The organism is Nocardia niigatensis NBRC 100131, assembly GCF_000308655.1.
GTDB lineage: Bacteria > Actinomycetota > Actinomycetes > Mycobacteriales > Mycobacteriaceae > Nocardia > Nocardia niigatensis.
The window spans coordinates 187,590-201,374 of sequence record NZ_BAGC01000002.1 but is presented as its reverse complement, the minus strand read 5'-3'; the positions used below and the strand labels follow the sequence as shown (position 1 = coordinate 201,374).

Here is a 13,785-nt window from a genome sequence, read left to right as displayed (position 1 = left end):
CGAGGGTGCGGCCGGTGACGCCGCGGCGGCCTGGGCCTGCTGCGGCGCGCGGGGATCGCGCCGCTTGCCATTCGGCGTTCCAGCAGCTCGAGGCGCTGGAGGGTAGCGGTCTCGGCGTCGGAGGCCGCGGGCAGGAGCATGCGGGCCGCGATGACCTCGAGCAGCAGGCGGGGGTTGGTGGCGCCGCGCATGTCGCCGAGGCCCTCGTGCAGGAGTTCGGCGTGGCGGGCCAGGGTGGCGGCGCCGAGGCGCTCGGCCTGGGAGCGCATGCGGTCGATGACGTCGCCGGGCCCGGTGACCAGGTTGCGGTCGGTGGCGTCGGGGACGGCGCGCAGCAGGATCAGGTCGCGCAGCCGCTCGAGCAGGTCGGTGGCGAAGCGGCGGGGGTCGTGCCCCGCCTCCACCACGCGGTCGATGGTGCCGAACAGGGCCGCGCCGTCGGAGGCGGCCAGCGCCTCGATGGCGTCGTCGATCAGGGCGACGTCGGTGACGCCGAGCAGCGAGACCGCGCGCGGATAGGTGACGCCGTCGGGGCCCGCGCCCGCCAGCAGCTGGTCCAGCACGCTGAGGCTGTCGCGCGGGGAGCCGCCGCCGGCGCGAATCACCAAGGGGTACACCGACTCTTCGACCTGCACCCCCTCCTGGTCGCAGATCTTGCCGAGCAGCCCGCGCATGGTGGCGGGCGGGAGCAGCCGGAAGGGGTAGTGGTGGGTGCGCGAGCGGATGGTGGGCAGCACCTTGTCCGGCTCGGTGGTGGCGAAGACGAAGATCAGGTGGGCGGGCGGCTCCTCGACGATCTTGAGCAGCGCGTTGAAGCCCGCGGTGGTGACCATGTGCGCCTCGTCGACGATGAAGACGCGGTACCGGGATTCGGCCGGGGCGTAGAAGGCGCGGTCACGCAGTTCACGGGTGTCGTCCACACCGCCGTGGCTGGCGGCGTCGAGCTCGATGACGTCGAGGTTGCCGGAACCGCCCGGGCCGAGGGCCACGCAGGACGAGCAGACGCCGCACGGTGTGGAGGTCGGGCCCTCCACGCAGTTGAGCGAGCGCGCGAGGATGCGCGCGGAGGAGGTCTTGCCACAACCGCGCGGTCCCGAGAAGAGATAGGCATGACTGATCCGCCCGGTGTCGAGCGCGATACTCAGCGGATCGGTGACGTGCTCCTGACCCACCACTTCAGCGAACGTTGCCGGTCGGTACTTCCGGTACAGAGCCACGGGGAGAGGTTACCGGTGCCGACCGACAGGCGGTGCCGCGCCGCCGGGCCGGTCGTCCGGCCCGTCACTTCCGTCCGGACAACCGCTCGAACTATGGCGTAAATCACACCCATTCCCGCGGCCCGCTCAGAACCGACCGACCCGAACGGATATCCCGACAAGTCCAACAGCTAATTCTCAGCGTATTCTTAGCGGCCAGGTGTCCAAGACCTGGCTCCTGCTACGTCAGTCGATACAGACTTCCGTTCTGTTTCAACTCCACGGAGCGGACATAACGATCCAGTGAATCGATGCGGCAAGATCGCAATCGCTTGGCTACCGTGGACATCGGCAACTTCGGTAGCCAAACCTTCATCAGGTTGGTTGCCCCGGCCGGTCCCTCATCCCGACCGGGGCACAACCAAATCTCCCGGAGGACATGCCCCGTGCCTTCGCAGGACGACATCGCCGCAGCCTGGCTCTCCAGTACCGAATTCGCCGGCGACTCCGCCGCGGTCGGACTGCTCAGCCGGGCCATCAGCCCGCACGATTACGACATCCGGCGTGATTCGCTACCGGTGTCCGCCGCCGCCGATCCGGCCACCGCCGGCGCGATTCTGGAACTGCTGCAGCGCGGCCAGGTGCCGACCCTCGCGGCCATCCACACCCTCATCGTGCAGAACGACATGCGGGCCGAGGCCGACCGCATCGAGCGGCTGGGCCGGCGGGCACAGCGCGGCATCGACGATTTCGGCCGGGTGCTGGCGAAACTCACCGACGAGTACTGGCTGGCGCACGGCACCGGTCCGACGCGACGCGACATTCTGCTCTCCGAACCGGCGATCGCCCTGATCCGCGAGCGGGTGGGCGATATCCCGCCGACCGCCATCAAGCATCTGTGGCTGATCGAGCGCGCCCAGCGCGCGGGCTGGATCGCCTACAACGCCGCGCCCCGATCCCTCTGTGCCGGAAGGCGTTTCCATGCCGCCCGGTTCGGCAACCGGGTGTCGCTGCGCCCGGTGAACACCATCGGCACGCTGGTGGCGGCCTATCTGCGGGACCAGGTGGCCGAGCACGGCCGCCCGCCGCGCTGGTCGGTACTGGCCTACGAATTGCGCGACGACCGGGGGCGGCGCGTGTTCAACGACACAGCCGACGCCCGGGTCCAGCAGCAGTGGCTCGTCACCGCCGAATGGATGGCGCTCGAGGACGGCAATCCGGTCCCCGGCCCGCGCGGATTGCGCGCGCTGGCCAAAAAGATCAAGGATCGCCGCAGCTAGGGCTGTTACGGACAGGTATCCAAAGACTCATTTTTGTAACAGCGCCTTAACGTGAGGATTCGGTAACTTCCACGCAACGCGATCACCGCGTGGAAGGAGCTACCGCATGAGTCCGACACCCCACCTCGACCCGGCGGCCACGGCCTGGCTGCTGGCCTCCACGGCGCTGGTGCTGCTGATGACGCCCGGACTGGCGATCTTCTACGGCGGCATGGTCCGGTCCACCGGTGTGCTCAACATGCTGATGATGAGCTTCATCTCGATTCCGCTGGTGGCGGTGGCGTGGCTGCTGTTCGGGTACAGCCTGGCCTTCGGGGATGACGCGGGCGGCGGAATCATCGGCGACCTCGGGCATTTCGGGCTGGCGGGAATCGATCCGAATACCCTGCACGTGGTGGACAACTCCGGGGCGGCGGTACCGGAGCTGCTGTTCGTCACCTTCCAGCTGACCTTCGCGATCCTGACCGTGGCGCTGATCAGCGGCGCCATCGCCGACCGCGCCAAGTTCTCGGCGTGGATGATCTTCGTGCCGGTCTGGGCGCTGATCGTGTACGCGCCGATCGCGCACTGGGTGTGGACTCCGGACGGCTGGCTGCACCGGCTGGGCGCGCTGGACTACTCGGGCGGCCTGGTGGTCGAGATCGCCTCGGGTGCTTCGGCACTCGCCATGGCCCTGGTGCTGGGACCGCGGGTGGGCTTCAAGACCGATGCCATGCGGCCGCACAATCTGCCGTTCGTCCTGCTGGGCGCGGGCCTGCTGTGGTTCGGCTGGTTCGGCTTCAATGCCGGTTCCGCGCTGGCGGCCAACAGCATTGCCGCCGCGGCGTTCCTGAACACGCTGATGGCGGGCTGCCTGGGCATGCTGGGCTGGCTGGTGGTCGAGGCGCGGCGCGACGGCAAGCCGACCACCTTCGGCGCGGCCTCGGGCGCGGTGGCCGGTCTGGTCGCGATCACGCCGTCCTGCGGCGAGGTGAACACCATCGGCGCGGTGATCGTGGGTCTGGTTGCGGGCGTGGTGTGTTCGTTCGCGGTGAGCTGGAAGTTCAAGGGCAACTACGACGATTCGCTGGACGTGGTGGGCGTGCACTTCGTGGGCGGCATCGTGGGCACGCTGCTCATCGGCTTCCTGGCCTCGGCGGTCATGACCGGTGGTCCGAAGGGCCTGTTCTACGGCGGCGGCCTGGGTCAGCTGGGTAAGCAGGCGGTCGGTGTGGTGACCGTGACGGCTTTCGCCTTCGGGGTGACCTTCCTGCTGGGCAAGGTGCTGGACAAGCTGATCGGCTTCCGCATCACCAAGGAGGACGAGATCGGCGGCATCGACTTCGCGCTGCACGCGGAGACCGCCTACGCCGAGGGCGTGCACGGGCATGCGCCGAGCCGGATCAGCAAGCCGCACGGCCACTGATCAGGTACTGGGAGACAAGACGTTCGAGCCCCGCTGCGATGGCAGCGGGGCTCGAATGCTGTTGCGGCTCAGTTCACCTTGCCGGCGGGGACGCTGAAGGTGTTGCACTGCATGGCACGGTCCTTGTCGTAGCCGGTCTCGAACCAGCCGCCCATGTTCTGGGAGGTGCCATGGTCGCGCATGTCGCCGGGGCCGTCACCGCGGTGGTAGGCGTCATTGCGGGCCACGCCGATCTGGGCGCTGGTCAGCGAGCCGCCGCTGCTGGAGGACGACAGGTACATGCCGTCGAAGCACTGGGCCTGCAACTCGGTGCGGCGGGACAGTTCCAGGCCGCTGTCGGTGCGGGAGCCCGCGTCGCGGCGCTGCTGGTGCACCTTGCCGAGAATCCCGGACTGGGCCTGGACGTGATGGCCGTACTCGTGGGCGAAGACGGACAGGTAGACGACCCAGTTGTTGCCGAAGAGATCGGTCTGCAGCTGGCTGATCGGCATGTAGATGGTCATGTCCGCCGAGCAGTAGAAGGCCGCGAAGTTATTGCTGCTGCCGGTGCACAGCGTGGTGATCCCGGTGGTGTCGGCGGACACGTTCAGCTTGGGCGCCTCGAACGGCAGATTGATCTTGTCGAACAACGGTTTCCACGTGGCGTGCAGGCAGTCCGCCGCGGTTTCGAAGAACTTGCGCGCCACCTCGACCTGGGTGCTCCACGGCGTGTACGCGCATTTGGCGGGCAGCAGCGTGTAGTCGGCATTGGTGAGCAACGGGTTGTCGGCCGTGGCCGCGACGCCGTGGTTCTCGCCGGCGTCTCCCGAGTAGGTGGTCTTGACGGTCGAGCCCGCATTGACGGTGTTCAGCCCGGTGGTGAGGGCGGTGCGCAGCAGTACGCCGGTCACCAGCAGCACCAGGATCACCACCAGGACACCGATCCGGCCGCGGCGGGGCGGCGCGGGCCGGACCACCATCGGGATGGCGCCGGTCGGCGGGGCGGCGGTGGGCGGCGGCATGGGCGCGCGGTAGCCGGGCCGGGGCGGGTAACCGGGCGGCCGGCCGTAGCCGGGCTGCGGAAAGCCTTGGTGCGATGGATATCCCGGCCGGGGCGCGCCCGTGCCGGGCTGCGGGTATCCCGGGCGCGGGGCGCCGGGCTGCGCCGGATATCCGGGCGGCGGCGGGGTGGGCCGGCCCGGCTGCGGCGAATATCCCGGCGGCCGTTGGTATCCGGGTTGCTGCGCGCCGCCCGGCGGCGGATTGTTGTTCGGTGGGTACTGCCGTGGGACGGCCGGGAAGCCCTGTGGCGCGGCGGGCTGCGATGGATTGCCTTGCGGCGGCGGGGTTCCGCGCGGTGGCACGGGCCACTGGCCCGGGGGCGTCGGTCCGTGCTCGGACGGTGGGCGAGTCATCCCCCCACACCCCCTCGTTCCTCAGAGATAACCTGACAGCTCCATAGACCTGCGCCTTGCCGCTGAGGAAGGATAGCAAGCTGGCTAGAGTGCCAGGCATGCAGATTTTTCGGGGGGCCGCCCTCGTCGCGCTGCTGCTCGCGGTGGCGGGCGTGGCGGCGCCGGCCGCGGTGGCGCAGCCGGCCGGTGTGGATATCACCGCCGAGGTGAATCTGGGCGACGACGGGCTGCTGCGGGTCACCGAAACCGTGAAAGTGCCGGAGGGTGGCGAGTTTCGGCAGGTGCTGCCGCTGCGGGTGCAGGTGGGCTCGGGCGTGCAGCGCAATTTCGAGGTGACCGACGTGTCCGCGGTGGGAGACGGCGACGCCAAGGTGGCCGACGACCGGTTCAGCATCGAGGCGCGGCCGGGGTCGGCCACATTCAAGTACACCGTGCACAACACCGTCAGTGACGCTTCGGGCGCGCAGGTGTTCCAGTGGACCGGGGTGCTGAATACCGATGTGGCGTCGATCAATGCGACGGTGTCGAGCCCGAGCTTCCGGATGGGCATCACGAAGTGCACGGTGGGCCCGCCCGGCAATCCGCAGAACTGCGCGGATATCCGGGTGGAGCCGGACGGGTTCGCGCATCTGGAGAAGACCGACCTCCACAAGGGCGACATCCTGGATGTGACTTTGCAGCTGCCGCCGAGCACGGTCAAGGCGAATGCCGATGTGCGCGACGATAATGCGCCCGGCGCGTTCTCGCTGACGGGTCCGGTGTTCGCCGCGTTCGGGGTGCTGCTGGCGGCGGTGGCCGCGGCGGCCGGGTACGTGGTGTGGTCGCGACGCTCGGCGCCGGCTGGCACCGAGGTGCTCGACCCGCTGGTACACGCGGGTGATCATGTCCAGTTCACGTCGCCGGACGGCATTCTGCCGAGCACCTCCGGGCTGCTGCTCGACGGCCATGCCGATGTGCCCGATATGGCGTCGACCGTGGTCGATCTGGCGGTGCGCAACTATCTGTGGGTGAGCGTCGCCGGGGAGTCGGAGTGGCGTTTCTCCCGGGTGAATCCGCCCGACGAACAGCTGACCGCCTACGAGCGCGCGGTGTACGCGGCGCTGATTCCGGACGGCTCCGCGTCGGTGCTGCTGTCGGAGCGCAAGGGCCGGGTGGCGGCGAGCGCGGTGCGCGCGGCCCTGATCGGGGATGCGGTGGCCGCGGGAGTGTTCATCGACCGGACCCGCCGGGGCTTCGAGTTCTGGCTGGGCGTCACGCTGATCGCGCTCGGTGTCATCGCGACCGCGGTGCTGGCCTTCGGCCCGCAGCGGCATGCCCTGGTCGGGGCGGCCGTCGCGCTAGGCGGTGTGGCGGCGCTGCTGCTGCCGCGCTATCTGCCCGCGCGTACCGCGCTGGGCCGGGAGTTGACCGGTCGGGTCCAGGCCATGCAGCGTGGTCTGGATGCGATTGCGCCGCAGCGCATTCCGGCTCCCGATCAGGAGCTGGTGTTCTCCCGGGCGCTGCCGTTCATGGTGGCCGCGCGCCGTGGGGACCAGTGGGTGCGCGCCTTCCGCGAGTTGGATCCGACGGCGGACGGCAGCCCGGGCCTGTACTGGTTCGGCGGTTTCGAGGGCGATCGCGCACTGCAGCGTTTCGGCGCGCATTTCCCGTATTTCATCACGGCCGTGGAGGGTTTGTTCCGGACCACCGATCAGCGGTGACACGGTCGGATCGACCGATATACCAACCGATGTACGAGGGTGCGGAGTCCGATAGTGTCGCGGCGTGAGCAATCATTCGGCAAAATTGCTGGCCACCCCAATCTTCACCGCAGTCCCATGACAGATCGCCACCTCGCACTGAATGCTCAAGATTTCAGCTACCCAACAGCAATTCGAAATACCGATGCCGGATTCGGCCGAGCCGCCCGGGTGCGGACAACGGCGCTGCGCGCCGAATTCCTGGCCGCGCAGCCGCAATCGGTGCTCGCCGACGCGGCCTGGTGTTCGCGCGCCATCGCCGGCTATCTGAGCCTGGACGACCCGCGCGGCGAGTCGCCCGCGCTGCGGCAGGCGGTATCGGATTCCGCTGTCGCGCAGACGGCTCGGCTGCGATCGGTCACGCTGCCCGCCGGGCAGGAGCCCTTCGCGGTGACGCTCGCCGGAGCGCGGTGGACGGTCCCGGCCGGGGGTGGTGTGGTCGCGCCGCCGACGGTGGCGGATCTGCTGAACGGCCTGTGGCCCGCATTGATCGGCCGCGACCGCGAGCTGCTCGCGTTCCTGCTGGGCGCCCCCGGCAGCCCGGGCTATCCGCTGTCCGCGACCGCCCGAACCGGGCATCCGCTGGAGCAGTGCCTGTACCTCTGGGCCGATGCCTGGCAGCGGGTGTGGACCGGCGATCCGGCCGCCGAGACCGCCATCGTGGACGGCATCGAGGCCGCGGTGGACGCGCAGCCCGTCGCGGGCGACGACTACGCGCTCACCATCGCCTACTCGGCGCTGTGTCTGCTGGACGCCGTATTACGCGGCGACGCGGCCGAATTCGACACCGCGCTGGTGGAGGGCATGGAGTTCCACCGGCGCTTCTGGGACACCCCGCAGCGGTGGCTGGACCCGGAGGGCTTCATCGCCTGGCCGCTGCTGGCGGTCGCCTGCGTGGCCGTGGATCGCGGGATGCGGCCAGGTATCGCCACCGGATATCTGCCCGCCGGTCTGCTGCACCGAGTCGCCTCCCCCGCCTAACCACCGGCGTGCACGGCCAGCGCGCGTCTGGCGTAGGCGCGCACGTCGGCGTCTCGGTCGGCGCGGGCCGACTCGAGCGCGGCCAGGGCGGCGCCGGATTCCGGCCAGGTGCTGAGGGTCAGCACCGCGGCCTTGCGAATGTCGGGATGGATGTCGGAGAGCGCCAGCCGCAGCGGTTCGACCGCGCGATCCGGGTCGACCGCGGCGAGTCCGCGCGCCGCTCCCTCCCGGATCTGCCACGCCGAATCACCCAGTGCGGCAGTCAGAGCCGTGGCATCGGTGTCGGCCCCCAGTCTCGCCAGCGCGGTGAACCCGGCCGCGCGGACAAGCGGGTCGCGATCCGCGGTGAGGGCCCGGACGGTGTCCGCGCCGCCGAGCCCGATGGTGGCGAGTCCGCGTGCGGCGGCAATCCTGACCTCCCGGTTGTCGTCGTGGGCGGCGGCGGTCAGGGCGGTCCAGTCGTCCAGGGAGACGAGGGCGTGCACGGCCTGGATGCGGACGCGATGGTCGGCGTCGACGGCGGCCTTGGCGAAGAGTTCCGCCGAGCCGGTCCGCAGGGCGCGCAGCAGGTCCACCACCGCGGCGCGCACGACGGGGTCCGATGAGTCCGCGTGTCGCGCGAGACCGGTTGCGGCGGGGAGGATTTCGACGAGTTCGCGCAGGCCCGACACGGCGGCCGCCCGTACCTCCGCATCCTCGTCCCCGAGCGCCGCGATCAGCTGATCGGCGAATCCGTCGGGCGTGTTCTCGGTGAGGACCGCGAGGGCGGTGGCGCGCACCCGCGGATCAGCATCGGAGAGGAACGGCAGCAGTTCGGGAATACCGGGCGCGTCCAGGCTCAGCACCAGCGCGATCCGTGGCGCCACCACGTCTTTCGTCCCGCCGGTCGCGGCGGGCAGGTGGGAGCGCACCTGAGCTCCGAGGTTGGGCGGGGTGCCGATGAGCGCGGGCTGGCCGACCGGGATGACAGCGTCGTCGGTGCCGGGCAGGTCGTCCAGTCCGGGGACCGGCACGAAATACGGTGCGACGGGCCGTTTCCGGAATTCCATCCGCCCGTCGGCGGTCTTGCGCAGGTTGAGGTGGTAGCGCCATTCGACGTCATCGCGTTCGGGCAGGTCGGCGCGCTCGTGGTAGAGGCCCCAGCGGGATTCGGTGCGGGTGAGCGAGGAGCGGGCCGCCATGTCGGCGCAGTCGCGGATGAAGGTGACCTCGGCGCAGCGCATGAGCTCGTGCGGGGTGCGCGCGCCCATGGCGGTGAGGTCGTCGCGCATGCGATCGAAGGTCTCGATGGCGAGGGACAGTTTGGTGGCCGTCTTGGGCGGCGCCACATAGTCGTTCACGAAGCGGCGCAGCTTGTATTCGACCTGCTGCTGCGGCGGCCCGTCCGGATTGCGCAGCGGCCGATAGACGAGTTCGTGCGCGGCGGCGAGCTGATCGGCGGGCAGCTCCTGCGGTGCGGGCACCTCGTCCAGCGTGGACGCGGCGTGCGCGCCGGCCAGGTCGCCGTAGACGAACGCCCCGATCATGTAATTGTGCGGGACGCAGGCCAGGTCACCTGCGGCGTAGAGGCCGGGCACGGTGGTGCGGGCATGTTCGTCGACCCAGACGCCGGAGGCGGAATGCCCACTGCACAGGCCGATTTCGGAAATGTGCATCTCGATGTCGTGGGTGCGGTAGTCGTGGCCGCGATTGGCGTGGAAGGTGCCGCGGGTGGGGCGTTCGGTGGTGTGCAGGATGCCCTCGAGCGCGTCCAGGGTTTCCCCGGGCAGGTGGGAGACCTTGAGATAGATGGGGCCGCGGGCGGATTCGATCTCCCGCTTCACCTCGGACATCATCTGGCCGGACCAGTAGTCGGAGTCCACGAAGCGCTCGCCGAGGGCATTGACCTGGTATCCGCCGAACGGATTGGCCACGTACGCGCAGGCCGGGCCGTTGTAGTCCTTGATGAGCGGATTGATCTGGAAGCACTCGATGCCGGAGAGCTCCGCGCCCGCGTGGTAGGCCATCGCATAGCCGTCGCCGGCATTGGTCGGGTTCTCGTAGGTGCCGTACAGATAGCCGGAGGCGGGCAGGCCGAGGCGGCCGCACGGGCCGGTGGCCAGGATGACGGCCTTCGCGCCGACGGCGACGAATTCGCCTGTGCGCGTGTGCAACGCGGCGGCACCCACAGCGCGCCCGTTCTCGGTGAGCACCCGCACTGGCATGAGCCGGTTCTCGATCCGGATGCGCTCGCGCATCGTGCGCTGCCGCAGCACGCGGTACAGCGCCTTCTTGACGTCCTTGCCCTCGGGCATGGGCAACACGTACGACCCGGACCGGTGCACCCGGCGCACGGCGTACTCCCCGTACTCGTCCTTCTCGAATTTCACCCCGTAGCGTTCGAGCCGCTGCACCATGGCGAAGCCGCGGGTGGCGGTCTGGTAGATGGTGCGCTGGTTGACGATTCCGTCGTTGGCGCGGGTGATCTCGGCGACGTAGTCCTCGGGTTCGGCCTTGCCGGGGATGACGGCGTTGTTGACGCCGTCCATGCCCATGGCGAGCGCGCCGGAGTGCCGGACGTGCGCCTTCTCCAGCAGCAGGACGTTCGCGCCCGCTTCGGCGGCGGTGAGCGCGGCCATGGTGCCGGCGGTGCCGCCGCCGATCACCAGCACATCGCAGTCGAGGCGGGTGGTGTCGGCGAGATCGGGGATGTCCATCAGGCGGGTACCTCCGTGGGATCGCCCGAATGGTCCAGGGCGGTGATGATTTCGGCGCGCAGGCCGGTGCGGTCCACACCGAGTTCGCGCGGGCGCGGGACGTCGAGTACGGCGCGCAACGGTTCCCCGGCGCGGCCCAGGACGGCGATCCGGTCGCCGAGCAGCAGCGCCTCGTCCACGTCGTGGGTCACGAAGACGATGGTGGTGGGGTGCGTGCGCCAGGTGTCGATCAGCAGGCGCTGCATGGTGTTCCGCGTCTGGGTGTCGAGGGCGCCGAACGGTTCGTCCATCATGACCGCGCGGGGCGCACCGGCCAGGCCGCGGGCGAGTTGCACGCGCTGGCGCATGCCGCCGGACAGCGACTTGGGCAGGAAGCCGGCGAAGTCGGTCAGGCCGATCTCCTCGATCCAGCGGTCGGCCAGGGCGCGCCGACCGGCGCGGGGTTCGCCCCGGAGTCGCAGCGCCAGTTCGATATTGGCGCGCACGCTCTTCCACGGCAGCAGGGCGTTGTCCTGGAAGACGACGGCGCGGTCGCGGTCGGTGCCGGTCACTTCGACACCGTCGGCCAGCACCCGGCCGGCGTCGGGGCGCAGCAGCCCGGCCAGGGCGCGCAGCACCGTGGACTTGCCGCAGCCGGAGGGGCCGGTGAGGATCAGGATCTCGCCTGGGCGCACCTGCAGCGACAGGTCGGTGACGACCGGGGCGCCGGTGTAGGACAGGCGCAGCCGGTCCAGGGTCAAACCGATTCCAGCGGTGCTCATTTCGCCGCCTCCTGTGCACGCGGCAGCCAGTGGGTGACGCGCCGTCCGAGCAGTTCCACGGCGGCGGAGGTGGTGTAGCCGAGCGCCCCGATGGTGATGATGCCGACGAAGACGCCCGGGTAGTCGACGATGGTGTACGCCTGCCAGGTCCGGTAGCCGACTCCCAGCCGGCCCGAGATCATCTCGGCGGAGACGACGCAGATCCAGGCCACGCCGATGCCCACCGAGAGGCCGCTGAACACGCCCGGCAGGCTGCCGGGCAGCACCACCCGCCACAGCACGTCCCAGCGGGTGCCGCCCTGGGTGCGTACCGATTCCTCCCAGATGGTCGGCAGCGCGCGCACCGCGTGCCGGGTGGCGACCATGACCGGGAAGTAGGCGGCCAGGAAGGTGATGAACACGATGCCGGCCTCGTCGTCCGGGAACAGCAGGATCGCGACTGGCACGATGGCGATGGCCGGGACGGGCCGCGCGAGTTCGGTGAGCGGGCCGAGGATGTCGGCGAACCAGCGCGAACGGCCCAGTGCCACACCGCTGCTCACGCCGAGCACGGCGGCCAGGCCGAAGCCGGTGAGGATGCGGATGAGCGACTGGCCGAGGTCGAGGTAGTAGGTGTCGGTGCCCAGCTGGTGCCGGAACGCGTGCACGATCCGGGTGACGGTGGGCAGGGTGTCGAATCGCACCCAGAGCCGGATGTGCTGCGAGGTCAGGAATTGCCAGACCCCGAGCGCGACCACGACCGACAGGATGCGGATCAGCCGCGCGGACCACACCGCCCGTCCGGCGCGCGCCCGAGCGGGGGCGGCCGCCGGTCCGGGAATGGTGCGCGCGGCTTCGAGGGGAGCGACGGCGGTGGCACTCATGACAGCACCGCCCCGGGCGTGCCCGCCGCGCTCACTGCCGCACCTCGTTCACCGCGGCGTCGTAGCCGATGGTCTTGCCGCTCGGGTGCTGCACCAGGTAGCGCTGCACGGCCGCGGGCGTGGAGAACGGCAGGTAGGTGTCGCCGTCGTGCACCCAGAGCGCCTTGTCCGCGAACCAGCGGGTGCCGAGCTCGGCGTCGGGGATGTAGGCGGCGCGCACCGTCTTGCCTTGTGCGCGCGCCTGTTTCACCGCGCGCAGCAGGCTGGTGGGGTCGGCTGCGGGCTGGGTGGTGTCCTGGCCGGCGAACCAGATCTCGCTCGCCAGTGCGGGATTCGCGACGGGTCGCCCGGCGACCGGGTCGGTGCCGGTGATGGGCGCCGGGTTGGCGGTGTCGGCCAGTTCGGCGTCGTAGTTCAGGCCGCGTTCCCGGTAGACCTGCTTCAGGGCGGTCGGATCGACGAACTTGTCGATGTCGAAGTCGGCGAAGTCGCCGATCGACTTCAGGTACGGCACATCGCCTTTGAAGGCACTGACCAGCGCGGGCTTCAGCGTGGTGTCGAAGGAGGTTCCGCCCGGCCCGTTGTAGAGGTACACGACTTCCTGGGGCAGCCCGGTGTCATCGGCGACGATCTTGGCCGCTTCCAAAGGGTGCCGGTGGATGAAATCGGTCGCGTCCAGCTGGGCTTGCAGGAAGGCATCGAGCACCTCCGGGTGCTGCGCGGCGTAGTCGCGGCGGGCCACCACGCCGTGGAAGGTGGGCACGTTCAGCTCCGCGCCGTCGTAGAGGAGTTCGGCCTTGTTCTGGAAGACCAGCAGGCCGGGCCAGGCCACGAACTGCGACACCGCGGCGACCTGGCCGGATTCCAGTGCCGAGGAACCGATCTGGGGCTGCTGGTTGAGGACCTCCACCCCGTTCTTCGGGTCGATGCCCGCACGGGCCAGCGCCTGCACGAGGGTGCCGTGGCCGGCCGAGCCGACGCTGGCCGACACCTTCTGCCCGGCCAGGTCCTGGATGGACTGCGCCTTGGAGTCGGGCGCGACCACCACCATGTTCAGCGCGCCCTTGGGGTGGTAGCCGGTGATGGAAACCAGTTCGGTCCGCGACCGCTCGTTGGCCTGGGTGCGGGAGCCGTTGATCAGCAGCGGGTAGTCGCCCATGGAGCCGATGTCGATCTTCTCCGCCACCATCTGCGCGGTGATGGGCGCGCCGGTGTCGTAGTCCTGCCACTCGACCTGGTACCTGTGGCCGTTCAGGGCGTTCAGGGCGTTCAGGCGCTGCTCCAGAAAGCCTTTGGCCCGCAACAGGGTTCCGGCGGTGACGGTATTGATGGTCTTGGACTGGTAGCCGATGACGACCTTGACGGTGTCACCGTCGCCGGTGCTCTCCAGCGAGCAGCCGGACGCGGTCAGGGCCAGGGCGGCGGCCAGGGCCGCCGCGGCGAGGCGGGCGGGGTGGTACTTCATGGGGT

General features: G+C 69.9%; 10 protein-coding genes. 4 read left to right on the top strand and 6 right to left on the bottom strand.

Features of this window, described 5'->3' with window-relative positions; all coding sequences use genetic code 11:
* The coding region (locus ON33_RS01505; protein ID WP_157184376.1) for a DNA polymerase III subunit gamma and tau at nt 1–1,217 on the bottom strand (1,217 nt) is incomplete at its 3' end.
* 425 nt (nt 1,218–1,642) lie between these two features.
* On the opposite strand from ON33_RS01505, the gene ON33_RS01500 reads away from it, so the two are divergent.
* Nucleotides 1,643–2,476, top strand: coding sequence for a hypothetical protein (locus ON33_RS01500; RefSeq protein WP_040853904.1), 834 nt, complete (start codon nt 1,643–1,645; stop codon nt 2,474–2,476).
* A gap of 106 nt (nt 2,477–2,582) precedes the next feature.
* Entirely contained in the window at nt 2,583–3,881 is a 1,299-nt protein-coding gene (locus tag ON33_RS01495) for an ammonium transporter (RefSeq protein WP_040853902.1), read from the top strand.
* Nucleotides 3,882–3,949: 68 nt separating this feature from the next.
* On the opposite strand, the gene ON33_RS01490 is transcribed toward ON33_RS01495, so the two are convergent.
* Nucleotides 3,950–5,275, bottom strand: coding sequence for a neutral zinc metallopeptidase (locus tag ON33_RS01490; RefSeq protein WP_245550251.1), 1,326 nt, complete (start codon nt 5,273–5,275; stop codon nt 3,950–3,952).
* Nucleotides 5,276–5,373: 98 nt separating this feature from the next.
* Between ON33_RS01490 and ON33_RS01485 the strand changes: the two genes are divergently transcribed.
* Nucleotides 5,374–6,975, top strand: a complete 1,602-nt coding sequence (locus ON33_RS01485; protein ID WP_040853898.1) for a DUF2207 family protein — start codon at nt 5,374–5,376, stop codon at nt 6,973–6,975.
* A 210-nt stretch (nt 6,976–7,185) separates the two neighbouring features.
* Nucleotides 7,186–7,995: an immunity 49 family protein gene (locus ON33_RS01480; protein ID WP_040853896.1), complete on the top strand. Its 810-nt coding sequence runs from the start codon at nt 7,186–7,188 to the stop codon at nt 7,993–7,995.
* On the opposite strand, the gene ON33_RS01475 is transcribed toward ON33_RS01480, so the two are convergent.
* The 4 genes from ON33_RS01475 to ON33_RS01460 are packed head-to-tail and all read right to left on the bottom strand — an operon-like array spanning nt 7,992 to nt 13,780.
* The gene (locus ON33_RS01475; protein WP_040853894.1) at nt 7,992–10,691 is read right to left on the bottom strand and encodes a fumarate reductase/succinate dehydrogenase flavoprotein subunit; all 2,700 of its coding nucleotides are present in this window, start codon (nt 10,689–10,691) and stop codon (nt 7,992–7,994) included. The genes ON33_RS01480 and ON33_RS01475 overlap by 4 nt on opposite strands.
* Nucleotides 10,691–11,452 carry an ABC transporter ATP-binding protein gene (locus tag ON33_RS01470; protein ID WP_040853890.1) on the bottom strand — a complete coding sequence of 254 codons (762 nt, stop codon included), beginning with the start codon at nt 11,450–11,452 and terminating at the stop codon, nt 10,691–10,693. The genes ON33_RS01475 and ON33_RS01470 overlap by 1 nt, the downstream gene beginning before the upstream one ends.
* Nucleotides 11,449–12,315, bottom strand: coding sequence for an ABC transporter permease (locus ON33_RS01465; RefSeq protein WP_051151519.1), 867 nt, complete (start codon nt 12,313–12,315; stop codon nt 11,449–11,451). The genes ON33_RS01470 and ON33_RS01465 overlap by 4 nt, the downstream gene beginning before the upstream one ends.
* Before the next feature lie 31 nt (nt 12,316–12,346).
* Nucleotides 12,347–13,780: an ABC transporter substrate-binding protein gene (locus ON33_RS01460; RefSeq protein ID WP_040853887.1), complete on the bottom strand. Its 1,434-nt coding sequence runs from the start codon at nt 13,778–13,780 to the stop codon at nt 12,347–12,349.
* Between the last annotated feature and the right edge of the window lie 5 nt (nt 13,781–13,785).